Origin of the sequence: Paenibacillus sp. FSL R7-0297, from assembly GCF_038009025.1 — a bacterium.
Lineage (GTDB): Bacteria > Bacillota > Bacilli > Paenibacillales > Paenibacillaceae > Paenibacillus_AQ.
The window spans coordinates 5,871,409-5,896,302 of record NZ_JBBPAQ010000001.1 but is presented as its reverse complement, the minus strand read 5'-3'; the positions used below and the strand labels follow the sequence as shown (position 1 = coordinate 5,896,302).

Below are 24,894 nucleotides of genomic sequence, written 5' to 3'. Positions count from 1 at the left end.
AAGGAGGAAGAAATGGAACAGACCCTCGAAAGAACACAGAAACTCCAGCTTGCTGAAGCTATATTGAGAGATAAACTGGGTCTAACCGGAGACTCTATTCCTGTCTCCAAAGGGCAGGAAGGATTGTTTTTACAATATCGCCTCTCTCCAGACTCTTGTGCGTACCACTTAAACTTTTGTTCACTGATTGATAATCAGATCCGGATCGACCTTTTGCGGGAATCTTTCCGCATTTTGCGGGACAAGCACCCTATCTTACGCACCGGATATCGAGAGAATACCGGAGGCCCCTACAAAGTTGTCCAGCAGGTGATGAACGGGGAAGAATTCTGGATGGTGCATGAGGTATTTGATCTGGAGGAAGAAACGATTGACCAGCTGGTTCACGAGCGATCCAAACATCCCTTTGATTTGGAGAACGGCAAAGTAATGAGAGTTGATTTTTTTGAAAAGGCGGAGGGACAGGGCAGGCTGCTGGTATCCATACACCACATAGCGATGGATTATTGGAGCCAGGGTGTTTTGTTGAACGAGCTCGGGTTGATCTTTACAAGTCTGGTTGAGCATGGAAAGGCAGCTCCAGGCACTTCCGGCGTGTTGTACAGTGAGTTTGCCAAATGGCAAGGGAGATTGCTAGCATCCAAGGAAGGCCGCCATTCCTTGGATTACTGGAAAGAAACATTGAACGGTTTACTGCCCTGCATGGATCTTCCAACGGACTATCCAAGAGGAGATCATACAGATTACAGAGGCCAATCCTGCTCCTTCGAGCTGAGTCCAAAGATGGTAGATGGAATCAGAAGACTAGCGGGGGCGCATGAAGCTACAGTTTATGTAATTATGCTTGCTTTCTATTACATGCTTCTCCAGAAATATTCGGGGCAAAAGGATATCATCATCGGATCGCCGACAACCGGCAGAAGCAGTGCCAGGTTCAAAGATACGATAGGGTATTTAGTCAATATGCTTCCGCTCCGGATTGACGCTGACAGCAGCCTCTCTTTTCCGGAATTGGTTGCTTATGTGAAGCAAGTTTCTATGGAGGGTCTGACCCATGGAGATATTCCCTTCTTTAATATTGTCCGGGAGCTGCAGGGTCAACGTAACGGCAACCGGACGCCTGTCTTCCAGGTTTCCTTGACGTACGAGAAGCCGACATCCTCGAACCGGTCGGGGCGCTTTCTTTATGCGGAAGAGAGACCGAGTATTCAATTAGGGAGTCTAGTCCTGCATCCCGTTCCTGTGCCAGTACAAGCTTCCCAGTATGAGCTTTCCCTGTACCTGGAGGAAGTCGAAGGCTCGCTGTCAGGGCAGTTTCACTACCAGTCTGCATTGTTCAAGGAAGAGACCGTTCAGCGCATGGCTCTTCATTATGTTCAGCTCATCTCGGAGGTGCTGGATAAACCGGAACTGGAGATAGGTGCCTATCCCATAATTACTAAGGAAGAACGGGAGAAAATCCTGAACGTCTGGAACTATCCTGCCGCGAAGTCTACGGAAGAAGAAACATTGCATAGCCGGATTCACAAGATGGCGGAGCAATTTCCGGCAAGAACAGCGGTAGTGTGCGGGCAGGAGGAGATTACCTACAGTGAGTTAAATCTGAAATCTTCCATTCTGGCTGCTTGTTTACAGGCGAAGGGTGTCGGACCCGAAGTGAAGGTGCCCTTGATGGTGCAGCCCTCGCTCGATATGATCGTGGCCATTCTGGCTGTTCTTAAAGCAGGAGGGACTTACGTCCCCATTCATCATCAAGCCCCTCCGGAACGGATTGCCGAGATCATACAGGATATTCAACCTGTTGTTATGATCACCGAGCGGGGGTTAGCTACCCATATTCTAGCTGGCGAGACGGACATATTGTATGCAGATGGAGATTGGAATGTGCCGGAACCGGCGGAGATGCCAGAGTCTAACCATGATGTAACTGCTGATAACACTGCTTATATTATTTATACGTCCGGCTCGACCGGAAAGCCGAAGGGCGTTATGGTCAGCCACCGGAATGCCGTCCGCTTGTTTACTTCAACCCAACAGAGGTACAACTTTGACGAACGGGATACTTGGACACTCTTCCATTCATTCAGCTTTGACTTCTCGGTTTGGGAAATTTTCGGGGCTTTATTGTACGGAGGCAAGCTTGTTGTTGTTCCTTACTACGTCACCAGAGAGCCCCATGCTTTTTACAGACTGTTGAGCTCGGAAGGCGTTACGGTGCTGAATCAGACCCCGTCTGCATTCAAGCAGCTGATGAATGTGGACCAGAGCCTGCATCAAGAATTTCCATTGGCATTGAGGTATGTCATTTTTGGAGGAGAAGCGCTTGATCTCCAGAGTCTGAGACCTTGGTTTGAGCGTCATGGGGACAAAGAACCAGCAATGGTCAACATGTACGGAATTACCGAAACCACAGTCCATGTTACGTACAGACCCGTCGTTATGGCTGATACTGAATTCGCCACCGGAAGTTATATAGGAGAACCAATTCCCGATTTGCAGATTTATCTGCTTGATGATTATCGGAATTTGGTTCCGCCTGGTGTTCACGGGGAAATCTATGTCGGAGGCGCAGGGGTATCCAAGGGATACTTCAATCGCCCTGAACTGACCGCGGAGAGATTTATTAATGATTTCATAGGCGGGATTTCTGGCAATCGCCTGTATCGTTCAGGTGATATGGGAAGATATCTGCCGAACGGAGATATCGAATATTTGGGAAGACGGGACTCACAGGTCAAAATTAGAGGCTTCCGGATTGAACTCGGGGAAATCCGGTCCAGAATCCTCGCTTTTAACGGAATCAAGGATGCTGTAGTTCTGGTAGACGGCAGCCGCGATGAAGACAAAAAAATTGTGGCTTATGTGATTTGGCAGGGTCAAGAGCTATTGGATTCCGGGACGCTTCGGAAGTTTCTGAAGGGCAAATTGCCAGATTATATGATTCCATCCGCTTTTCTAGCTGTTGAAGAGATTCCACTGAACGCAAATGGCAAAATAGACCGCACGGCCCTTCCACCCGTTGTCTACGGGATCTTGGAGTCAAACAGTACTGCTGTCCCTGAGACCGAGCTGCAACGGAAGCTTGCCTGCTTGTGGGAAGAAGTTCTGTCATTGGATCAGGTGGGAATAGACCAGGCGTTTTTTGATATGGGCGGGAATTCTATTCTTGTAGTGGAATTGCATAATCGCATTAAAGATCAATTATGTGCAGATATCAGCATAGCAGACCTCTTCCAATATTCTACCGTAGCGGAGCAGGCTGGGCATATCGAGAGCATACAGTCAAGACACAAGGATGACCAGACGTTGCACTCGACTGCCGGCATAATTGACAAACAGCAGTTAAGAAAACATGCGATGAATCGGAGAGTCAAACCGTAGAGGGGAGTGTTACTAACTTTGGATAAGGATACGAGCTACGATATTGCGATTATAGGAATGTCCTGCCGGGTACCCGATGCGGGGAATTTGGATGAATTCTGGGACAACCTGAAGCAAGGCAGAGAAAGCATACAGTTCTTCTCCACCGAGGAAATGGCCCGGGAGGGGGAAGTATCATTTACTAAAAGCAACTATGTAAATGCTGGAGGAATTCTGGAGGAGATTGAGGAATTCGACAACACCTTTTTTGACATGTCCTCATCCGAGGCCGACATTTCAGACCCTCAGCACCTTATATTCCTGGAAGCTGTCTGGAATGCCCTTGAGGACTCCGGGAATATCCCGGGGAGGTATCCGGGGATCATCGGGATGTTCGGGAGCTCCAGCACTAATACATACTTGTACCGCAACCTGCTGCCGAATCGCGATCTTATGGATACGCTGGGTATTCACCCGTTGCTGATTGGGAACGAAAAGGACTTTCTTTCCACTCGGGTATCATACAAGCTGGGCTTAACGGGCCCCAGCATGACTGTTCAGACTGCATGCTCAAGTTCTTTGGTTGCTGTGCATATGGCAATTCAAAGCTTGCTGAATGGAGAATGTACTATGGCGGCGGCTGGCGGCGTTACGGTCAGATCGTCACAACGGGTAGGGTATGAGTTCAGCGAAGGCGGAATTTTGTCACCCGATGGGATATGCCGGGCATTTGATGAAAATGCGAATGGCACGGTAACTGGAAACGGAGTCGGGGTTGTGATTCTGAAGCGCTATGAGGATGCAGTCCGAGAAGGGGATTCTATCTATGCCGTTATCAAATCCAGCGCGGTGAGAAACGATGGATTACATAAAGTCGGGTTTACAGCTCCGGGAGTTGAGGGCCAAATTCAGACGATCCGGGATGCGATTAATTTATCCGGTGTCCGTCCAGAGGATATCAGCTATGTGGAAGCTCATGGAACTGGCACACGGCTTGGAGACCCGGTGGAACTGTCTGCTCTTTGTCAGGTGTATGCAGAATATACTGATCGAAAAGCCTTTTGCGCTTTGGGGTCCGTCAAATCTTCAATAGGACACCTGGACGTGGCTGCAGGCGTTGTCGGCTTAATTAAAGTGGCTATGATGCTGCGTAACAGGAAAATGGTGCCGACCGTAAATTTTTTATCCCCTAATCTGGAATTAAACCTCGAGAAAAGCCCGTTCTATATTAACACGGAGTGTGAGGAATGGGAGAGCGAGGGAAACCGGTTTGCGGGCGTCAGTTCCTTCGGACTCGGGGGGACTAACTGCCATATCATTCTGGAGGAGTATGTGCCGGAGCGTATGAAGGGAAAGGAGCGGCCGCTGTATCTGGTGCCGTTGTCGGCCAAAACAGAAACCTCATTGATCAGCTACACGGACAAACTGCTAAACCAGCTGAAAAAAAACGGCTATCCATTGGCTGATGTTGCGTATACACTTGCCACTGGACGAAAGCTCTTTAAATACCGCCGGGCAATTGTCTGCGGAAATTTGGAGGAGCTGAAGACTAAGCTCGGCTCTACTACGGAGATAAAGAAGTCCCCATCCCGGACACATCCTTTGACGTTGCTTGTTTCCGATATGGAAGCTTGGATGTTGGACAAGCTGTATTCTCAACTATCTGCTTGCGGAGGTTCCTTTGCCAGCAGCCAGTTGGCCAGCTCGGAAATTCTGAGCAGGCATGGGCTGACTTGCAGCGACTTGCTGGATTGCGCCGCTGGAAGGATCTGCACGGAGCGGCCAGCCTGGCTAACCAAACAGGCTGCCGGGAGAACTGCCTCTTATATCTGCAACCTGTCGCTTCTCTCTGGAATTATTACCGAGTTTGGATTGATGCCGAATACTTACGCTTACACAGGCGATGGACACTATGCGATCAAGGTACTACTTGGCCAGATCGGAGTGGAGGATGTGCTGGACATCCTGCTGGAGGACCCGGCATCATCCGGACGCGGCACAGACGCTGATATTAAATCCACAGCTGAGTTATATGACGGCAACCGTAGAGCTGGACATCTCTTCCATATCGGCTGTATGGAGTTAAATAAGGAAGCCGCAGATCAGGTGCATCAGATCGCCGGAATCCAGGAGGATGTGTCGGAGTATTCGCTGTTCCAAAGCATCATGGAGACGGTTGGAGCGTTATGGTGCAGCGGTATAGCTATAGATTGGGAGAAGTATTATGAAGGACTTGAGGCTAAAAGAGTGTCCCTAGCCACATACAGCTTCGAACGGACGCGTCACTGGATCGAAGCCAAGCCACAAACCGAGCCACAAACCGAGCCTGGTATCACAGTATCTAATGAGGCAGGCGGCAGATCGCCGGAGGAGGTCACCTCCAGACTTGTGGAAATTTGGCGCCGGCATCTCCCTGTGGAACAAATAAATATGGATACTGATTTTTTTATGGCCGGTGGGGATTCATTCCGGGCTATTCAGATTCAATCTCAAATAAGTCAGGAATTCGGAGTTCAGCTGTCATTGTCCAGATTCATAGCAGAGCCTACTCTTGGAACTCAGGTCCAACAATTGCTGTCCAAGCTTGGGGGAGAGGAAGTTCACCATGCGAGAACCGATGAGCCGGATGAGCGTGTGGTGAGGCTTAGAAGTGGTGATGATGCCCAGCCTCCGGTCTTTCTGATCCATCCTGCGGGAGGAACGGTGATGGTGTACAAGGCGCTGGTTCAGGAATTAAACTGCAACCGTAATATATTCGCGATCCAGGTGGGGATGCCCGCAGAGCGGGCGGGTGAGAAGAAGGAATGCATTGAGGAGACAGCGGCCGAATATATTAAGTTAATTAAGCGCCTATACCCTCAGGGGCCGTATCTTCTAGGGGGGCACTCTTACGGAGGGAATGTTGCCTTTGAAATGTCGCTTCAATTGCAGCGGACCGGGGATTTGGTAGAGGAGCTGCTGTTGTTCGACAGCCATCCGCCTAAAGCTTATTTTAATAACAAGGTCATGACCGATGAGAAATTCCTCGAGGCATTCCCTATTATTGCTTCCTTGTACTTTCCAAACGATAACATTCGAGAGGATGCGGGGGCTCCGTCTGTTCGCGTAATCACGCAGCCCCGGGAGGATATTGCGGGTATTGTCGGCTATTTGAAGAAATATTCAACTCAGTTGAGCCTGCTGCCTGATGAGGAGATCATGCATTTCTTCCAGGTATGGGTCAGTAACCACAACGCATTGAGAACTCATAATCCGCTGGAAATGTATAACGGGCGGCTGCATTTCTTCCAGGCACAGCAGCCTCAGCCCAGAGAAATACTTGAGATATTGAACATTAATTTACAACACGGAATGGATCTGGCCGAATGGGGAAGACTGTCTGCAGATTTCTGCGTATACCCCATTCCCGGCACGCATTATTCAATGCTGAACGAGCCTAATGTCCGAATCATGGCAAGAAGTTTAGAGGGGATTGTGTAAGAGTATATTGTTTGCAAAGGTGGCTTAGCGATGAACAAGCTTGCACTTCTGTTTCCAGGGCAAGGTTCACAGTACATTGGGATGGGAAAAGAATGGATCGGCACTTGCCGGGAAGCTGCTACAGTCTATGAAGAAGCCAGTGACTGGTCTGGAGTAGACGTGAAAAAATTATGCACGGAAGAAACGGCTGCACTGGACGGCAGCCGCAACACCCAGCTTGCAGTACTGGCGAACAGTGTTGCCATGTTCAAAGTCTACGAGGAGAGGGTAGGGATTCAACCGGCCATTTCTGCCGGACACAGTCTGGGAGAGTATTCCGCTTTGACCTGCGCGGGTGCACTCGAATTCTCTGATGCAGTCAGGCTGATTGCCAGACGAGGGCAATTTATGGAGGAAGCCTGCGCAGAGGTGGAGGGAGGAATGGCTGCCGTCACAGGCGTTAGTCCTCTTATGGTTGAAGAGTTATGCGCTTTGGTTTCCGAGCCCGGTCAATTCGTTCAACCGTCTAACTACAATACCGATCAGCAAACTGTAATCTCGGGGCATAAGAAGAAGCTGGAGGAGGCTTTAGACGTTCTGGACAGACGTGGAATCCACTATAAGCGGCTCCCGGTAAGCTTGCCCGCTCACAGCCGGATATTGCTGCCAGCCAGAGACCGACTGGCGGAAGAGATGCGCTCTCTTACTATCCGCATGCCCAAGTGGGAGGTTGTTTCCAACCTCAAGGCGAGTCCTTATTGCTCGGTGGAAGAAATCAGACATTCCTTACCTGATCAGATTGTATCCCCAGTATTATGGTCCAGCACCATGCGGTTTCTGCAAAGCAGCGGAATTACGGTTGCCGTTGAAATAGGGCCAAAGACGGTTCTGCGTAATTTGCTTCGTCAATCGGCACCCGGTATCAGAAGCTTAGCTTTCGATGTAGCGGAGGATCGCAAGCTGCTGCTCCAATATATGAGCAGTGAATTGTACCGGCAGAACGATGCTCATTTTATTTCACTTTGTATGGGGATCGCTGTATCTGTGAGGAACAGAAATTACAATCAGGAGGAATATGAAGAAGGTGTGATAATACCATATAGAGAAATGAGTAAGATGAAAAGGACGTATGAAGCACGCGGTTATTCACCGGACGTTGCGGACAGAGATAAGGTCTTGGAATATCTGGTCCAGATTCTTGAGACGAAGAAGTATCCCCACGAGCAAATCCGGCGGAGGATTGGGACCTTGACCGCAGAAAGGAGAATGTAATGAACCAGCTGATTAGTGACACCGCTATTTTATGGCTGCTCCCGATCATATTTATGATTCATGATTTTGAAGAGATCATTCCTACTCCCGGATGGGTTCAGAGAAACAAGGAGCAGATATACAATAAGATTCCCGGCTTCGCCAAATCCAGAGTGGAAAAAATGTCCTCCCTTACGGGGTCACAATTCTCAGCGGCGGTGGGAGTGCTGTTTGTCCTATTTTCGGCCGCAGCATTCCTAGCTTATGAGTATCATTTTTATCTTCTTTACATGGTGCTGAGCCTTGGATTGTTCCTGCACGCCTTCTTTCACATAGGGGTATCGCTGTTTTTGAGGAGATGGACGCCGGGCGTGGCAACAAGCGTGCTTCTACTTCTTCCATACGGTGTTCTAAGTATTGATTACTTCATTCGCAATGATCTGTTTGTGTTCCCGGATATTTTGTATTTCAGCCTGATTGTAATCCTCTTATTTATGCCATTTCTTCAATTTCTTCATTTCATTGGAAGAAAGCTGGCGAGATCATAACATCAATAGCCTGCCCGAAGCGTTTCTCGACAACTCAAGTTCATTCGCTTGCCTGCTAGTGCTTCTGCAAGTCCAGTTTCTCGCTTAGCGGAAGCTTATTCGCCGGGCTAGACGTACAGCCGTTCCTTCCTAATTAGAGAATCTCTAATCCGGGAGGAACGGCTGTTTAGTCTGCGTACATTGAACATGCAGAATGAATGTGTAAACTATATTGCTTCCTATTTATTGCTTTTTGGCAGGAGATGAACAGTCTTTGTAGAATTTTTGGTCAACACACTCTATTCCTACGAACTGGCCTTGCAGATCATGAGTAAGAAGGGACGGATTTATGAAAACACTGGTGATTGTGGATGATGAGCCGTCGGTAGTGAACGGGCTGCGGACCTATGTGGACTGGGCGGCACAGGGGATTGAGCTGGTTGGAACCGCAGACGACGGGGACACAGGACTGGCGCTAATCCGGGAGCTGAAGCCGGATATCGTGCTGACGGATGTCCAGATGCCGTCAATGGACGGCATCCGCATGGCAGCTGAGGTCCGGGCGCTGCTGCCGGAGGCCAAGATCGTCTTCATCAGCGGCCACAATGATGCTGGATACCTTAAGTCCGCGCTGCAGATGCATGCGGCGGATTATATTTTTAAGCCGGTCAGCCGCAAGGAGCTGTCTGTGGTGATGGGCAAGGTGACTGCAGCGCTGGATGCGGAGACGCAGGAGCGCAAGCGGATCAAGGAGATGCAGGTGAAGCTGACGCAGAGCATGCCGCTGCTGCGCGAGAAGTTCCTGCTGTCCGTTATCAGCGATGGTGTTCATACCGCGCATATTCAGGACAAGCTGGAATTTCTGGGCTTGCAGCAGCTCGCGGCGGACAGCTACATCCTCATGGTCATTCTGCTCGATGATGTGCCGCAGGTGCTGGACACCCGCAGCGAGCAGGACAGACAGCTGCTGTCCTATACGGTGCTGAATATCATCCAGGAGCTGATTGACAAGCAGATGCGCGGCGTGACCTTCGAGAAGGAGCCGGGAGAGTACGTCGGGATTCTGCTGGCCGGACAATTGCAGCCGCAGGAGTTCAGCGAATCTCCCGAGAATGACCTGCTGGTGCTGGCAGAATCAATCCGCAGCAATCTGCGGCAATGGCTGAAGCTTAGTGTAACCATCGGTGTCGGCGAGGGGGTTGAGCACTTGCCGGAGATCCCGTCCTCTTACAAACAGGCGAGGGATGCAGCTGACCAGAAGTGGTATCTGGGCAAAAACCGTATTCTGACTATGGACAATATCGTGTCCGGAGAGCGCGGCGAGAATCTGCGTTACCGGTACGAGCCGGAGTGGGGGGAGCGGGTGTGGTCTGCCCTGAAATCCGGAGACCGCGGACGTCTGCAGACGGAGATTGGTGACATCTTCAGTCTGCTCGGGCAGAACCGGGGACAAGGGGCGCGGTATGCGCAGAATGTCAGTCTGCATCTGATTCTGCAGTCCGGCCAGGTGCTGCTGGAGCTTGGCGGAATGACGGAGGAATGGGAAAAACGCGAGACGGCTGCCTGGAAACAGGTTGCGCGCCAGGAGACGATGCAGGATCTGCTGGGATATACAGAAGCCTATTTGCTTGAGGTCTGTGATTTCGTAGGGATGAAGCGCAGCGGTAAGACAAGCGAAGTGATAGAACGGGTCCGTCAGCTGATTGGAGAACGGTATCCGGAGAATCTGGCAGTGGCGGATATTGCGGCAGGCGTCTATCTCAGTCCGACCTATGTCCGGCTGCTGTTCAAGCAGGAAACGGGGGAAACGCTGTTCGAATATCTGACCAAGGTCAGAATCGAGCAGGCGAAGAAGCTGCTTAGAGACCCGCAGAACAAATTCTACGAAATCTGTTATGCCGTCGGCTACAGCGATCCCAGCCATTTCAGCAAGCTGTTCAAGAAAATCACCGGAATTACCCCCAGCGCCTACAGGGAGCAGAGTCTATGAGCAGGGGTAATCCTATGAGGATCAGGCCGTACAGGAATGTAAGCATGCCATATAAGGAGGCTGTGCAGTGAAAAAGGGCTGGAGCTATTTGACCGGACTGGGCCAGGGCATTCTTGCGGCGAGAAAGTGGCTGATTGCCTATGTGATACTCATTCTGCTGCCGGTATCAGTCATGCTGGCTTCCTTCTATCAGCGGTCCAGTGACATCCTGGAGCAAGAAGTCACCCGTACGATGCAGCTGACCCTTAAGCAGGCAGGGATGAATCTGACCTATAAGCTGGATCATATCCGTGACAGCAGCAATTCAGTTTTCATGAACCAGGTGCTCTACAGTAATCTGCAGCAGAAGGACAGCATCACCGATGAGCTTAACCAGCTTAAGGAGCTGCGCAATTTAGCCGAAACCGCCCAGGAGAATGAGGATATTTTCCGGCTGCGGTTTTTTGTTGATCCTTCCCGGATGTACGGAGGGGACCGGGTGAATCTGTATCCGCTATCTGATATAGAGCATTATCCGTGGTACAGGCAGGTGCTGGAGGCCGGGGGCGGTATGGTCTGGACCGGGGTGTATGAGGAGAGTTATATCGATTTCGGTGACAAAAAGATTTTCTCTGTCGCAAGGATGCTGCGCAATCCCAAGGCATATGAAGAGACCATCGGCATACTGGTGATGGATATATCCCAGGATCTGATTGCAGAAGTTATGTCAGAGCTTCATTTCTCGGACAGCTACGCCCCTTATCTTCTGGATAGTGAGGGCCGGCTGATCTACAGCACCGGAGAGAACGGTTCGCAGGAAGTCAGCATGCTGCCGGAAGAACTGCTGGATACGATTAAGCAATCGGAGGAGGGAATCGTTAAGCGGACCCTTGGGCGTGAAGAGGTTAATGTGGTCTATACCACGATCGGGACTTCAGGGTGGAAAATGATCTCCCAAGTCTCTGAATCAGAGATTTCGCATAGGGCAACAGCAATGAACCAGTTCACCAGCATTGCCACGCTGGCGGGGATCACGGTCATGTTCCTCGTACTCGTGTTTGTGCTGCTGATGTTTCTCGTGCAGAACATGCAGCGGAGAGTGCAGATGATACTGCGGATGATCCGCAAGGAGGGCATCGGCTGGCTGGAGGACAGAAGGACGATGCCAGGCGGGGATTTCCGGCTGCTGGAACGCAGTGTGGACCACCTGATTCACAAGGTCAACCTCCTGATGGAGGAATCCTATCAGGCGAAGATGCAGGAGCGGGAGGCGCAGCTGAGAACCCTGCAGGCCCAGATTAATCCGCATTTTCTCTATAATGCACTGGATATGATCAACTGGTCGGCAATTTCTCATGATGCGGAGGATACCAGCCAGATGATTGAGGCGCTGGCCCGCTATTTCCGGCTCAGCCTGAATCAGGGCCGCGACAATGTCAGCCTTGCCGATGAATTGAATCTGGCCAAGGTGTTCATGGAGATTCAGCAGAACCGCTTTCCGTCCACCTTCACCTTCAGCGTCCAAGTAGAGCCGGGACTTGAACAGTATATGATTCCCAAGCTTACCCTCCAGCCGCTGGTGGAGAATGCGCTGCTGCATGGTATCCGCAAAACCTACAATAAGCAGGGGAATATCGCCATAACAGCCCGCCGGGAGCAGGAAGATATTGTTCTGGCAGTGTCCGATGACGGGATCGGCATGAGTCCGGAGCAGGCCAGACGGCTGCTGCTGGAGCCTTCCTCCGAGCTGCGCAGTGACGGGATGCCGGGCTCCTTCGGCCTCTATAATGTCAACGAGCGGATAAGATATTTTGCCGGCAACCGGTATGGCTTGTCCATTGAAACGGAACCCGGTCAAGGAACAGTGATCAACATCAGAATTAAAGCGGTTCCATTCGAATAAGCAGATTGCCCGATATACAGTCGCGTAAGACCAGAAATAATCAGATTACCACCTACAACCGCCCCCCGGTTTCCCAGTATAATCAACTCACAAACAGATGGGGGTGAATGAAATTGGGTGGGAGTGTCACGGATTTGAACCGGAAGAGCAAACTTCAGGCAACCAGAATCAGGTCCGCCAGCAAGTGGAGGCTCGCCTGGAGAAACAGGGATTATTATGTGCTGCTGATACCCGGTCTGCTGTTTCTGCTGCTCTTCAAATATACACCGCTGTACGGGGTGCTGATCGCCTTTCAGGATTTCAACATTTTCGAGGGCATCAGAGGCAGTGAATGGGTAGGGCTGGAGCAATTCCATAAGCTTATCCAATCGGACGAATTCGGAAGGGTATTCATGAATACGCTGCTTATCAGTGTCTACAAAATTGTCCTGCTGTTCCCGGTGCCAATCTTCATTGCGCTGGTGCTGAACGAGGTCAGGCTGATGTTCTTCAAACGGACGATCCAGACGATTATTTATCTCCCGCATTTTCTGTCCTGGGTGATTATTTCCGGGTTGTTCGTCACCATACTCTCCACCTCGGGCGGACTGGTCAATACTATCATTCAATGGTTCGGCGGAGAACCGGTCAGCTTTTTTGTCAGCAATGATTATTTCCGCAGTGTGGTTGTCTTTACGGCCGGCTGGAAGGAATCAGGGTGGAACGCGATCGTCTTCATTGCCGCCATTGCCGGAATCGATCAGGAGCAATACGAGGCGGCTGCCATTGACGGGGCTGGGCGAATCCGCAGAATGCTGCATATCTCACTGCCGGGTATTCTGCCGACTGTGGTGCTGATGTTCATTCTCCGGCTGGGCTCGGTGCTTGATGCGGGAACGGAGCAGATTCTGACCATGTACAATCCGGTAGTCTATGAGACAGCAGATGTGATCGGCACCTTCGTCTATCGCATCGGGCTGGGTAAAATGGATTACAGCTTCAGCACCGCGGTTGGCCTGTTCAACTCGGTGGTAGGCTTCATCCTCATCGTTTCGGGAAATTATATCAGCCGGAAGCTGCTGAACCGCGGAATCTGGTAGGCGGGAAAGGAGACAGTATAATCCATGACCAAACGAACCAAAGGCGACAGGCTGCTCGATATTTTTGTCTACCTGTTCCTGATTACGCTCGGAGTGATGATGCTGCTGCCGCTGGTTAACGTATTATCGAAATCGGTCAGTGAAGAATGGGCGATTACTTCGGGGAAAGTAGGCATTCTGCCGGTAGGCTTCCAGCTCGACACCTTGCGGGAGGTTATCTCTTCCTCAATGTTCATCCGGGCGTTCAGCGTATCCGTAGGCGTCACGGTAGTGGGGACCCTGATCTCCATCTTAATGACAGCACTGACGGCCTATCCGTTATCCAAACGGAATCTGCCGGGCATCTCCTTCTTCATGGTGCTGTTCATCTTCACGATGCTGTTCAGCGGCGGGCTTATTCCCAATTATCTGCTAATGCGCCAGCTGCATCTGATCAATAATCTGTGGGTGCTTATCCTGCCCGGAATGATCAGTGTGTTCAACATGCTGGTAATCAAAAGCTACTACGAGAGTCTTCCCGAAGCCCTGGAGGAGTCCGCGCGGATCGACGGGGCCAAGACGTACACGATTCTATTCCGGATTATTCTGCCGCTCAGTATGCCGGTGATTGCCACGATCGCGCTTTTCTATGCCGTCGGGTACTGGAATGATTACTTCGGGCCAATGATCTACATCAACGATACCGCGCTTAAGACCCTGCAGCTCTATTTGCAGGATGTGGTGATGGATGCCAGTGCCGCCAATGCCGTCAATAAAAGTGTGGATGACCTGATGAACATGTCACCGGAAGGCATACGTGCGGCAACGGTGGTCGCTTCGACGGTCCCGATTCTGTTCGTATACCCGTTCCTGCAGAAGTATTTCATCAAAGGCGTGCTGATTGGCTCGGTTAAAGGCTGAGGCAAGTTTGGTACGAAGTAAGACTGGAAGCTTAAGCTCACAAAACTTATAGGGGGTTATGTTAATGAAACAGACGAAGTGGCTGTCACTCCTGCTGAGTACCGGGCTGCTGCTCGCTGCAACTGCCTGTGGTTCTTCTAACAACACGAATAGTAACGGGGGGAACGCTTCAACAGCAGCACCAGCTTCTGCAGAAGCAACTGCCGCACCGGCAACGTCAGAGAATGCTGCCAAGCCGGAGTTGAAATCGCTTAATCTGTGGTCGAAGGATGATTACAATACGTATCCGCTGGCCAAGGTGATCGAAGAGCGGACCGGCTATAAGGTGAAGTATGAGATGCTTCCCGCCGACAAGGCGATGGATAAGCTCAATCTGCTGATCTCCTCTGCCGAGCCGTATGATGTCATTACCATTTCCGGTGAAAAAGCCGTGTATACCGATTATGCCAAAATGGGCGCACTGGTGGATCTGACCCCGCTCATCGAGGAGTTCGGCGATAATATCAAAGCTTCCATCTCCCAGGCGTCCTTCGATGCAATGAAAATTGACGGCAAAATCTATGGTATTCCCAACAGCTCCTCACAATTTGCCGGTGCCGATCTGATGATCCGCCAGGACTGGCTCGATAAGCTGGGGCTGAAGACGCCGACTACGCTGGATGAATTCACGGAAGTGCTGAAGGCATTCAAGGAGAAGGACCCAGGCGGAACCGGGAACAGCGGCGCTCCGATGTCAATTGACGGTGCACTGGCAACGACGGCGAATATTACAGGTGCCTTCGGAATAGGCACAAGCTGGAATACAGTGGACGGCAAGCTGGTTCCTGCCCCGCTGCATCCGGGCTTCAAGGAATATTTGACGTACATGTCCGGTCTGTATAAGCAGGGTCTGCTCGATAAGGAATTTGCCGTGAACAAGGATGCTACTCTGAAGGAGAAATTCACCAGCGGCAAGATCGGGGTTATTCAGCTGCCTTGGTATGATATTCCCGGAATTGCTGATGCCTTGACCAAGAACTTTCCTGATGCCAAATATGCTTATCTTCCTGCCCTCAAAGGCAAAGACGGTCAAATGGGCCTCGGCATGAGCGGCGGGTTCGACCGTATTACCTTCATTCCGAAATCTGCGAAGCATCCTGAAGATGCGATGAAATGGATCAACGCCAAGCTGGAAAAAGAAACCTTCAAGCTGATTGCCATCGGTGAAGAAGGCAAACATCATACCTATAAAGACGGTGTATACAGTCCGATCCTGCCGCTGTTCACGGACGAACGCGGCAACGCCAGCAATTATCTGACTGGTATAGACGAGAAGCTGTACCCGATCTATTGGCAGGCCCGGGTGCAGAAGGATGCGCGTCTGTTTGCAGGCTTCTCTTATCTGAACAATGAGCTTCCGGCGGAAGCGAGAATTGCTGATCCGCTGGCGCTGGCTCCATCCTTGCCGGAATATTCGAAGAACAATGCTTCGCTGAATCAGATGATTAATGATTTCGCTGTCAAAGTCATTGTCGGTGAAGAGTCCCCGGATGCCGTGGCTGATTTCGCCGAGAAATATAATGCTGCTGGCGGAGAAGCCAGCACCAAAGAGGTGAATGACTGGTATGCTACAGTGAAGAAATAGTGTCATAGAAAACTTTTTAGGAGGCAAAAGAATGAACAGCTACAGGATGCGGAGCAGTGAGATTCCGCTGCAGGATTCCTGGGATGTCATCGTTGCAGGCGGCGGGCCGGCGGGTTGTACGGCGGCCGCTGCCGCAGCTCGGGAAGGGGCAAAGACGCTGCTAATCGAAGCAACAGGCAGCCTGGGCGGAATGGGCACATCGGGACTTGTGCCTGCCTGGTGCCCGTTCTCGGATATGAAGACGATCATCTACCGGGGACTGGCGATGAAGGTGTTTGAAGCCTTGAAGGCGCAGATGCCTCATGTAAGCAAAGAGGCGATGGACTGGGTTCCGATCGAGCCCGAGAAGCTCAAGGTCATCTATGATGAGCTGGTATCCGGAGCAGGGGCCGCGGTGCTGTTCAATACGCAGCTGGGTTCCGTGGAGGCGGATGAGGAAGGTAATGTGCTGGCGCTGATCACTGCCAGCAAGAATGGACTGCAGGCGCTGAAGGCTAAGGTCTATATCGACTGCACGGGCGATGCCGATGTAGCAGCCTGGGCGGGAGCAGAATATCTCAAGGGAGATACGGCAACCGGTGAGCTGATGCCTGCCACGCACTGTTTTACCTTGGGCAATGTCGATGAATATGCTTATCTGAACGGTCCGCTACTGCATAACAATAACAAAACCAGCCCAATCTTCGATATTCTGGGCTCCGGCAAATTCCCCTTAATTCCGGACTCGCATATCTGTAATAATGTCATTGCTCCCCGGACGGTGGGCTTCAATGCGGGACATCTATGGGATGTCGATAATACGGATGCCTTCTCCGTATCTGCCGCATTGATGCAGGGAAGGAAGCTGGCTTCCGTCTATAGGGATGCCCTGGCAGAATACATGCCTGCTGCGTTCGGCAGCTCTTATGTAGCCAACACCGGCTCGCTGATGGGTGTGCGGGAGACGCGGAGAATTACGGGAGATTATGTGCTGAGTGTGGATGATTATATCAACCGCCGCAGCTTCGCGGATGAAATCTGCCGCAACAGCTATTTCATTGATATCCATGGGACTGAGAGGGAAGAGAAGCAGGCGGGAGGCAAGCCGGAGGTCATTAAACGTTACGGTCCGGGAGAATCGCACGGCATTCCATACCGCTGCCTGACGCCGCGTTCACTGAAGAATGTGCTGGTCGCGGGACGTTCGATCTCCTGTGTCCGTGAGGTGCAGGGGAGTGTCCGGGTGATGCCGGTCTGTCTGGCGATGGGCGAAGCGGCCGGGATTGCCGCAGCACTCGCCACAGAGCTACCCGATTATGACGTGCATGCGGTGGATGTATCCGTGCTGCGCAGACGCCTGAAGGAAGAGGGGGCTTATCTTCCCGATAATCCCGTAGCCGGCACAGTATTTGGTGATCCGGGTGCGGCGGCAGGAGAAGAGGAAGAACCGGTGAGGTATCACTGAGAGACGAAGCATAATGATGCTTAGCTTATAGTTATTTCCAATTAGGCAATCCCCCGGTCAGCGGGGAATTGCCTGTCTTGTTGTACAGGAATCGTACACCATGAGTAGGGGCTTAAGAGAACGATAGGGCAAATGTATGCGAAAAACCGAATACAATGTGCCGATGACAGGATAGACGAGCTGAATGAGGCTGCATCCCTCTGATCTGATCTCAGCAGATGCAGCCCCAAATTAGTTGCTGTCAAAAAATACTGATAATCTTGTTATTTTACCGTGGCTCCGTCAACTTTACGCTTGAGCAGGATGGCATTAATCTCACCCCCGGCAAGAATAATAATCGAGCTGATATACAGCCAGATGAGCAGGATCATTACGCCACCGAGGCTGCCGTAGGTTTTGGTGAAATCACTGAATTGATTGACGTACACAGAGAAGAGGACCGATGTAGCGATCCAGCCGAAAGTGGAGAAAAGCGCACCTGGCACTACCTCCCGCAGAGCCAGCCTGCGGCTTGGGGCGATCCAGTAGAGCAGTGTGAACACAATGAACATGACCAGCAGCGGCACGGCGTATTGCAGCAGGTCCCATAGCTTCTGTAAACCGTAGGGCAGATCCGTCAACAGGAAGACCTGTGTCTTGAGCCAGGTTCCGAGGACCAGCAGCAGAATGCTGAGCAGCACGACAAAACCGATAGTCAGGGTAGCGAGGAAGGCGATCCCTCTTATTTTCCAGAAGGCCCGGCTCTCATCAATGTCGTAAGCGCGGTTGAGCCCTTTAATGACAGCGTTAACCCCTTTGGAAGCCGCCCATAGCGTTGCAAGCATCCCGAAGGATAATAGCGCCTGACTGCGTCCCTCCGATACATCCTGCAGAATCTCTTCTATAATAGAGACGGCTTCGGCAGGCATCACCTGTTCCAGCTGCTGGATTTTGTCCTCCAGGGAAATATTCGCGTACCCGATCAGGGTCATAATGAAGATCAGAAAGGGAAACAGCGACAGAATCAAATAATAGGTCAGCTGTGCGCTGATCCCCTGGACGTCGTCGGCTTTGATTTTTTGCAGCAGCTGTTTGATGAATGTGAATGTGCCGCCGGAACCGGAAATGCTTCTGCTCATAGGGACCTCCTTTGTGAAATATACCCATATATATGTGCCCCGCGTCAAATTATCCGTAGGTAGAGCAAGCTTGTTCTAATTTTAACACATTCATTCAATATCCCAATCATTTAGCAGCAGGATAGCGGCTCCGGTGGCTACGGCCTCTTCTCTAAGAAGTCCTTGAGTGAAGAACGGACTGTTCACGGGAGAGGGATAAGTGTTCTTCCTGGCGACCTCGACGGAGGTGTCGAACACAAGCGGATGTGCCCTGACGAGCGGGCCGCCCAGAACGACACACTCCGGATGAAGGGTATTCATCAGATTAGCCAGCCCAATCCCCAAGTACGCAGACGATTCCGTGAACTGCTCGGTAACCAGCTTGTCCCCCTGCACGAGAGCTTCGGACAAAGCGGCAAAGGTGATCCGTTCCGGAGAGAGCTCCGTCAGTAAGCTGCTGCGCCCAATCTTTAACTGTGTGCGTACCCGCTCTTCCAGTGCCGGAACAGACACGAATGCTTCGAGGGCACCATAGTTTCCTTTGCCGTGCAGTCTGGGCCCGTTGGTCTGGATAATCATCTGACCCAGTGCGCCCTCTGCGCCTGAGGCTCCCCGAACGATATGGCCGCCGGAGAGCATCGCGAAGCGGATGGTTGTTCCGGCATGCACATACAGGATGTGTTGGTAATGGTTAGCCTTCAGAGCCCAATGCTCACCGATGAGGGCACAGTTTGCACCATTGTCAAGCTTGACCGGTATTGCGAGCCGCTCCTCCAGCATTTCGCAGATGGGGACGTTTGACCAGGAGTCGGCTGGGAAATGCTCCGGCTCCAGAATGATCCCTCGTTCCGGGTTCAATGGACCGACAGCACCGATTCCCATGCCCAGAACGCTGCCGGGCGATATCCCGTGCCCCGAGAGAAGTATCCGGGCGCTGTCTGCAACATGATCCGCGAGAAGTGAAGGTGTCATGCTATCGTCCATTTCCCAGCTGGTCATAGAGAGCCTGTTGAAATGCATGTCATACAGGCCAAGCGAAGAATGAATGCGGGAAATCTCCAGCCCGAACAGATACCGGTATGCCGGGTTACACTGGAACAGGATGGGCTTTCTTCCGCCTTTGGAGGTTCCCAGCCCGGAGGCAATAATTAGCCCCTGGGATGACATCTCATCAAGCAGACGTGTCATACTGCTGCTGGTCAGGGCAAACGCATTCAATAAATCCGCTTTGGAGGCAGTTCCTAGATAGGATATCCGGTCATAGACGCGTTTTTTTATAGAAGCATTAGGATGGGGCATCATCAGCTGCTTATCTCCATTTCCAAGTTAATTAGTGGGAATACATAAAGTATAACGAGCTATTGAGATCATTGCCAGTTAAATTCATATCCTGCTATTTTAATAGGAATACCGAAGATAATTCCAAAATGGATTTTTTTATTTTCAGACCAGGCGCATTCATGCTCTGATTATGGGATATTAACGGAGTATTTACAAATAAATAGAGGACTTTAATCCAAAATGAAATTAATTATGTTAAAATACAAAAGACATCTCTCGGGAGAGCAGAAAGAGTATATAAGGGTGAACTGGGATGAAGCAAAGGGTAAGCAGAAAGATGAAGCTACTTTGGAGTATTTTTTTTGTGTTTTTCAAAATTGGACCCTCCACCTTTGGAGGCGGGTATGCAATGATTGCGACCATTGAAGAAGAGATTGTACGAAAAAAGGGTTGGATGAACGAAGAGGAAATGGGTGACATGATATCCGTATCCGGTTCTGCTCCTGGAGGGGTGGCCGTGAATAGCGCAGCGTTTATCGGCTATCGTCTTGGTGGAGTAACGGGAGCTGTGGCCGCTGTCATTGCAATAACACTGCCTACCTTCCTGATCGTTTTTATTCTCAGCGGACTCAGGCTTATATTTAAAGACAATGTCAAGGTAGAAGCCGCATTAAAAGGCATTCATGCCGCAGTCGTTGCCTTGATCATAGTCGCAGCCGGAAAGATGTGGAAGGCTTCTGTTCTCGACGCGGTGACGCTTGTACTTGCGGCTGTCTCACTGGCGTTACTATTGTTCACACAGATACATCCTTTTTATCTGATTCTGGGCGGGCTGACAGCGGGAGTCCTTGTCGTTCTGTATAAGAAGAAACGGGGGATGAGCGTGGTTACGGAAAAGGCGAGAACGGAAGAACGCCGGGACCTGCAGTTTCCGGAATACTATATTTGAAGGGTGATTATCGGATGCTGTGGGAGCTGTTGCTGATTTTTATTAGAGTGGGATTAGTTTCATTTGGCGGCGGTTATGCGGTTATTACACTGATTCAGCGGGAGGTATCCGACAAAGGATGGATGGACAGCGGCGCTTTTCAGGAAATTGTTGCTTTGGCCGGAATGGCTCCGGGGTCCATCGCGACCAATACCGCAACCCTGATCGGATACTCCCAAGCGGGGATGGGGGGAGCGATAGCGGCAACGGCTGGCATTATTCTGCCGTCGCTTATTATCGTCATTTGCATCGCTGTCTTCTTTTTGAAGCTGCAGAGCAATGAATGGGTCAGAGCTTCATTTTACGGACTGCGGCCGATCGTGACCGGCTTAATTCTGTATGCGGCAGTTCATTTCGGATTTAGCGGACAAAGCGGGTCCTGGTTAACCTGGACCATGGCCGGCTCGCTGCTGATTTGTGCCGGATGCCTCATTCTTGTTGCCAAATATAAGGTGCATCCGTTTGCGGTGATCCTCCTGTCGGCGGTAGCTGGAATTGTTATTTTTTAGGTAAATACAGGTTGACGCCAACAAAAAAAAGCGCGTTCACTCGCCAGCGGCAGCCCAAAGCCACCGCCCGCTTCGCAGCCGCTGTGGGGAGCTGGGTGAACATCCGGTGAAGAAATAAGCGGTCTGCATTCTTGCCATCTTCATAGACTGGCAGCATCTGGAGAAGCTAACGGACCGGGTGGCGCTTATATCCCAAAAAAGCAACGTTTCGCCGGGCTAACGGACTCCGTTCACTAAGCTGAATGAGCCAGATTAGAAGGATAAGCGCTGTAGGGTCCGTAGTGGCTGAGAGAATACATATATCAGCAAATAGTACTTATCTTAGCGGCTCACCATAGCAGATATGCCAGTGCAGATGCTTCGAATCCTGGTATTTACCAAGGTTCGTGTTCACCCGGCATGCCCCATATTCTTCGGTTACCTGGGCAGCAACCTGCTTAATCACTCCCATAAGCTCAAGCAGCAGTTCGTTATCTCCCTCGTTAAGGGTTAATAGAGAGGAGATATGCCGCTTAGGGATAGCCACAATGTGGACAGGATAAAAGGGTCTGGTGTGATGGTAGGCTAGAATATTGTCCGTTTCGATTACCTTCCGTACTTCTATTTTGCCGCTCAATAATTCTTCACAGTAGAAATCTTCAGTCATGTACATCCTCCTTAGCAATGGGTATTCTCTTGTATTTTAATGGAAAACTTCTAATATAGTAAGAAAGAGTACTAAGCTGTTGGTGAGAGCCCGGTGGTTAAGGGATATTACATGGAGCCAAAAGGAGAATGTACATGAAGCTGCTGCTGGAGGATTACGAGGTCATCAGGCACTGGATCTCCCGCAATGCCCGTCCGCTGGACCTGGCGAGGTGGAGATTTCACTTTGAAAATGGCGGATTACCGCCCGTGCTGGAAGCTTTGTCGGCGTATCAGAATAAGGATGGCGGCTTCGGCCATGCCCTGGAGGCGGATGCGTGGAATCCGAATTCCACCCCGATCCAAACGGCGACCGCTGTAGAGAGATTGCTGGAACTGGGATTCGAAGATGGCCGACATCCGCTGGTGCAGGGTATTCTGAGGTACCTGGACAGCGGTGCGGACATGGAAGACCGGACCTGGAGGAATGTGGTAGCCTCTAACAATGATTACCCGCATGCTCCTTGGTGGCACACGGATTCGAATAGTACCGCACGCAGTATCTATAATCCGACAGCCATATTGGCCGGATTTATCCTGAAGTATGCTGACAGGGACAGTGCACTGTATGAACGGGGTATGGGCATCGCCCGTGAATTGACTAATCTTTTCCTGCAGAATCCTGCACTTGAGATGCATCCGCTGAGATGTGTTGCCACGCTGCTGGAATGTATCGCCTGGGCGGAGCTGCAGGAGCAGTTCCCCTACGTTTCCTTGACGGAAGCGGTCAAGGTGCAGAGCACTCAGCTCATTAGCCGCGATGAGGGGCAATGGAACGGGTACAGCTGCAGACCGTCCTTTTTCCTGAAGTCGCCGCAAAGTCCGGGTTATGCAGAGCTTGCCGGGCTGATGCACCAGGAGCTGGATCATCTGCTGGAGACCCGGAATTCAGAAGGTGTCTGGAACCTGACCTGGACCTGGGCTGGTTATGAGCGGGTGTTTGCCATCAGCGAGAACTGGTGGAAGGCACATATTGTTATTGAGAATATGCTGCTGCTGCGGGAGTTTGGACGGATAGCAGAGCTTTAGCATAAATTAATATTGCCTGATAAATGCCCGCACAATCAAGCCCAAGCTATCCTATCAGATGCTTGGGCTTTGGTATGTGCAGCATTGCCTATAATCAGGAACCGCTGCCGGCCGTGTGGAACTCCTGCTGATAAATGGTCTGGACGGTTTTCAGAATAGTGCTGCTGTGCTCTGTGAATTTAAGCGGGGTCACCTGATTCTTGATCAGGAACACACCGGGCTTGCGGCTGTGCTCGCCGAGTGCGGCCTGATATAACAAGCCTGCTCCATGAGTGGGTTCCGGGAAGAACATGCGGATAATCGGTCTCAGCCAAAAAGGAATTCCGGATTTCTTGCCCCCGCGGATCGTATTGTTGCCGCCGGGATCGGCACTGCGGATTAGGATGCCTTCCGCCGCAAGCGCCGGGGCGATCTCACTGGTCCACAAGGACAGGGCGAGCTTGGTGTCCGCATAAGGCCCGGTTAGCTTCTGGAACTTGACAGGATGCTCCAGGGCGGCCGGATCGAATTTGCGCTTCATCATAAAAGCGTTGGAAGAGGTATTAATCACTGTGCGCAGTGTGCCGTTCAGGATCAGCGGCTTCAGCTCCATCGTGAGGATATACGGAACAACCGTCTGCAGCTCATAGTGCAGCTCACGTCCCTGCTTGGAGAAGCTTAACTCCGGGAAGCTGCCGCCGGCATTATTGAACAGCAGATCAATCTTCGTTTCATGGCTTGTAATATCCTGCAAGGCACGCTTCAACTGGGCGAAATCAGAGAGGTCCGCCTTGTACGTCCGCAGCTGTCTGCTGCTGAGCGCCTCACGTATAAGGAAATCGTCCTCTGGAAAAGCTGAACGGATGAGTGCGATAATCTCCCAGCCTTCGCCCAGCATTCGGCGGGTCAAGGCGAGTCCGATTCCATTATTCGCGCCGGTGATCAGCGCAGTGCGTTGTGGTTGTTGTATAGTCATAATAAGGGCTCCTTTGGAAATGTAATGGTGAATGGTGCCCATTGTATAACTTGGAGCCGACTCCAAGTCAAGGCCGGAAATTAACGATTGACTTGGAGCTGACTCCAAGTTATACAATAGAATGAACTGAAGACCATACAATTCAAATGAGGTGGGCCTATGAGTCTGACAGATGCTATTATCATTCATGGATATTCGATCAAAGAAACAGCGGAGCGGACCGGGATCCCGGAAGATACCATCCGGTATTACGAGAAGATCGGACTGCTGCCCCGGGCGCAGCGCAAGGGAAACAGCCACCGCATCTACAGTGATCAGGATCTGGAGATGATGAAGCTGATCAGTTGCCTCAAGAAGACGGGAATGTCGCTGGACGACATGCGGCCATATCTCAACCTGTCTCTTGATTCAGACCTGTCCGAATATCCGGAGCTGCATGAGATGATCCTGAATCATAAACAGAAGATCCTGGAGCAGATCGCTTCGCTGCAGCAGATTGTGGATTTTATTGACACTAAGATTGAGCATGGCAATCTTGGACCGCAGAAATGTGAGCTGACCGGCGATACCCGCAAAATGCCTGAACGCCGCAAACGCTGACCCAATTCCCGCACAGCCTCATTCCAAATCACTTTGGAGTGGGGCTTTTTGCTAATATAATAATTGAGCCCGAATGTATCTGTTTCACATGATAACTTATCCCATTTCTCGCTGAAGCACCGGAGGAACAGCATGGGCAAAAGTTTGACTGCATCGGAGGTGGGAAATAGTTATGATGAACGAAAGGCAGCCCCTGTTCGCACACCTTAGGTTAAAATGGGAGTAAGGACAACCA

18 protein-coding genes are annotated in these 24,894 nt (G+C 51.1%); 14 read left to right on the top strand and 4 right to left on the bottom strand.

Annotated elements, in window-relative coordinates; translation table 11 throughout:
• Window positions 1-12 precede the first annotated feature (12 nt).
• The 10 genes from MKZ24_RS25825 (at window position 13) to MKZ24_RS25780 (ending at window position 17,516) form a co-directional block, all read left to right on the top strand.
• Window positions 13-3,381: a non-ribosomal peptide synthetase gene (locus MKZ24_RS25825; protein ID WP_340788164.1), complete on the top strand. Its 3,369-nt coding sequence runs from the start codon at window positions 13-15 to the stop codon at window positions 3,379-3,381.
• A gap of 18 nt (window positions 3,382-3,399) precedes the next feature.
• Window positions 3,400-6,840, top strand: a complete 3,441-nt coding sequence (locus MKZ24_RS25820) for a type I polyketide synthase (RefSeq protein WP_340788162.1) — start codon at window positions 3,400-3,402, stop codon at window positions 6,838-6,840.
• 30 nt (window positions 6,841-6,870) lie between these two features.
• A complete protein-coding gene (locus MKZ24_RS25815) occupies window positions 6,871-8,091 on the top strand; it encodes an ACP S-malonyltransferase (protein WP_042235098.1) in 1,221 nt (406 codons plus the stop codon).
• Window positions 8,091-8,618 carry an HXXEE domain-containing protein gene (locus MKZ24_RS25810; RefSeq protein ID WP_340788159.1) on the top strand — a complete coding sequence of 176 codons (528 nt, stop codon included), beginning with the start codon at window positions 8,091-8,093 and terminating at the stop codon, window positions 8,616-8,618. Before MKZ24_RS25815 ends, MKZ24_RS25810 begins: the two co-directional genes overlap by 1 nt.
• A gap of 328 nt (window positions 8,619-8,946) precedes the next feature.
• On the top strand, window positions 8,947-10,587 hold the full coding sequence (locus tag MKZ24_RS25805) for a response regulator transcription factor (RefSeq protein WP_340788156.1): 1,641 nt from the start codon (window positions 8,947-8,949) through the stop codon (window positions 10,585-10,587).
• 67 nt (window positions 10,588-10,654) lie between these two features.
• Window positions 10,655-12,469, top strand: a complete 1,815-nt coding sequence (locus MKZ24_RS25800) for a sensor histidine kinase (protein WP_042235103.1) — start codon at window positions 10,655-10,657, stop codon at window positions 12,467-12,469.
• Between the two features lie 107 nt (window positions 12,470-12,576).
• A complete protein-coding gene (locus tag MKZ24_RS25795; RefSeq protein ID WP_042235105.1) occupies window positions 12,577-13,548 on the top strand; it encodes an ABC transporter permease in 972 nt (323 codons plus the stop codon).
• Between the two features lie 24 nt (window positions 13,549-13,572).
• Window positions 13,573-14,448 (top strand): carbohydrate ABC transporter permease, encoded by an 876-nt coding sequence (locus MKZ24_RS25790; protein WP_042235107.1) that lies wholly within the window; start codon window positions 13,573-13,575, stop codon window positions 14,446-14,448.
• Window positions 14,449-14,512: 64 nt separating this feature from the next.
• Window positions 14,513-16,072: an extracellular solute-binding protein gene (locus MKZ24_RS25785; RefSeq protein WP_340788152.1), complete on the top strand. Its 1,560-nt coding sequence runs from the start codon at window positions 14,513-14,515 to the stop codon at window positions 16,070-16,072.
• Window positions 16,073-16,103: 31 nt separating this feature from the next.
• A complete protein-coding gene (locus tag MKZ24_RS25780; protein ID WP_081956474.1) occupies window positions 16,104-17,516 on the top strand; it encodes an FAD-dependent oxidoreductase in 1,413 nt (470 codons plus the stop codon).
• A gap of 263 nt (window positions 17,517-17,779) precedes the next feature.
• Here the strand turns inward: MKZ24_RS25780 and MKZ24_RS25775 are convergent, their stop codons facing one another.
• Window positions 17,780-18,634 (bottom strand): YihY/virulence factor BrkB family protein, encoded by an 855-nt coding sequence (locus MKZ24_RS25775; RefSeq protein ID WP_042235109.1) that lies wholly within the window; start codon window positions 18,632-18,634, stop codon window positions 17,780-17,782.
• A 90-nt stretch (window positions 18,635-18,724) separates the two neighbouring features.
• Window positions 18,725-19,915, bottom strand: coding sequence for an ROK family protein (locus tag MKZ24_RS25770; protein ID WP_042235111.1), 1,191 nt, complete (start codon window positions 19,913-19,915; stop codon window positions 18,725-18,727).
• A gap of 292 nt (window positions 19,916-20,207) precedes the next feature.
• On the opposite strand from MKZ24_RS25770, the gene MKZ24_RS25765 reads away from it, so the two are divergent.
• The gene (locus MKZ24_RS25765; RefSeq protein WP_042235113.1) at window positions 20,208-20,843 is read left to right on the top strand and encodes a chromate transporter; all 636 of its coding nucleotides are present in this window, start codon (window positions 20,208-20,210) and stop codon (window positions 20,841-20,843) included.
• Window positions 20,844-20,857: 14 nt separating this feature from the next.
• Window positions 20,858-21,391, top strand: coding sequence for a chromate transporter (locus tag MKZ24_RS25760; RefSeq protein ID WP_042235115.1), 534 nt, complete (start codon window positions 20,858-20,860; stop codon window positions 21,389-21,391).
• A 316-nt stretch (window positions 21,392-21,707) separates the two neighbouring features.
• On the opposite strand, the gene MKZ24_RS25755 is transcribed toward MKZ24_RS25760, so the two are convergent.
• Entirely contained in the window at window positions 21,708-22,037 is a 330-nt protein-coding gene (locus tag MKZ24_RS25755) for an HIT family protein (RefSeq protein WP_340788143.1), read from the bottom strand.
• Between the two features lie 134 nt (window positions 22,038-22,171).
• On the opposite strand from MKZ24_RS25755, the gene MKZ24_RS25750 reads away from it, so the two are divergent.
• Window positions 22,172-23,104 carry a hypothetical protein gene (locus tag MKZ24_RS25750; protein WP_340788141.1) on the top strand — a complete coding sequence of 311 codons (933 nt, stop codon included), beginning with the start codon at window positions 22,172-22,174 and terminating at the stop codon, window positions 23,102-23,104.
• Between the two features lie 94 nt (window positions 23,105-23,198).
• Here the strand turns inward: MKZ24_RS25750 and MKZ24_RS25745 are convergent, their stop codons facing one another.
• Entirely contained in the window at window positions 23,199-24,059 is an 861-nt protein-coding gene (locus MKZ24_RS25745) for an SDR family NAD(P)-dependent oxidoreductase (RefSeq protein WP_340788139.1), read from the bottom strand.
• Window positions 24,060-24,218: 159 nt separating this feature from the next.
• On the opposite strand from MKZ24_RS25745, the gene MKZ24_RS25740 reads away from it, so the two are divergent.
• On the top strand, window positions 24,219-24,659 hold the full coding sequence (locus tag MKZ24_RS25740; RefSeq protein ID WP_042235121.1) for a MerR family transcriptional regulator: 441 nt from the start codon (window positions 24,219-24,221) through the stop codon (window positions 24,657-24,659).
• Window positions 24,660-24,894: the final 235 nt, after the last annotated feature.

Bases quoted from the DNA above. Each gene is read 5' to 3' on its own strand.
- MKZ24_RS25825 (WP_340788164.1), top strand. From the start codon at position 13: ATGGAACAGACCCTCGAAAGAACACAGAAACTCCAGCTTGCTGAAGCT.
- MKZ24_RS25815 (WP_042235098.1), top strand. From the start codon at position 6,871: ATGAACAAGCTTGCACTTCTGTTTCCAGGGCAAGGTTCACAGTACATT.
- MKZ24_RS25810 (WP_340788159.1), top strand. From the start codon at position 8,091: ATGAACCAGCTGATTAGTGACACCGCTATTTTATGGCTGCTCCCGATC.
- MKZ24_RS25805 (WP_340788156.1), top strand. From the start codon at position 8,947: ATGAAAACACTGGTGATTGTGGATGATGAGCCGTCGGTAGTGAACGGG.
- MKZ24_RS25795 (WP_042235105.1), top strand. From the start codon at position 12,577: ATGAAATTGGGTGGGAGTGTCACGGATTTGAACCGGAAGAGCAAACTT.
- MKZ24_RS25790 (WP_042235107.1), top strand. From the start codon at position 13,573: ATGACCAAACGAACCAAAGGCGACAGGCTGCTCGATATTTTTGTCTAC.
- MKZ24_RS25785 (WP_340788152.1), top strand. From the start codon at position 14,513: ATGAAACAGACGAAGTGGCTGTCACTCCTGCTGAGTACCGGGCTGCTG.
- MKZ24_RS25780 (WP_081956474.1), top strand. From the start codon at position 16,104: ATGAACAGCTACAGGATGCGGAGCAGTGAGATTCCGCTGCAGGATTCC.
- MKZ24_RS25775 (WP_042235109.1), bottom strand. From the start codon at position 18,634: ATGAGCAGAAGCATTTCCGGTTCCGGCGGCACATTCACATTCATCAAA.
- MKZ24_RS25770 (WP_042235111.1), bottom strand. From the start codon at position 19,915: ATGATGCCCCATCCTAATGCTTCTATAAAAAAACGCGTCTATGACCGG.
- MKZ24_RS25765 (WP_042235113.1), top strand. From the start codon at position 20,208: ATGAAGCAAAGGGTAAGCAGAAAGATGAAGCTACTTTGGAGTATTTTT.
- MKZ24_RS25760 (WP_042235115.1), top strand. From the start codon at position 20,858: ATGCTGTGGGAGCTGTTGCTGATTTTTATTAGAGTGGGATTAGTTTCA.
- MKZ24_RS25755 (WP_340788143.1), bottom strand. From the start codon at position 22,037: ATGACTGAAGATTTCTACTGTGAAGAATTATTGAGCGGCAAAATAGAA.
- MKZ24_RS25750 (WP_340788141.1), top strand. From the start codon at position 22,172: ATGAAGCTGCTGCTGGAGGATTACGAGGTCATCAGGCACTGGATCTCC.
- MKZ24_RS25745 (WP_340788139.1), bottom strand. From the start codon at position 24,059: ATGACTATACAACAACCACAACGCACTGCGCTGATCACCGGCGCGAAT.
- MKZ24_RS25740 (WP_042235121.1), top strand. From the start codon at position 24,219: ATGAGTCTGACAGATGCTATTATCATTCATGGATATTCGATCAAAGAA.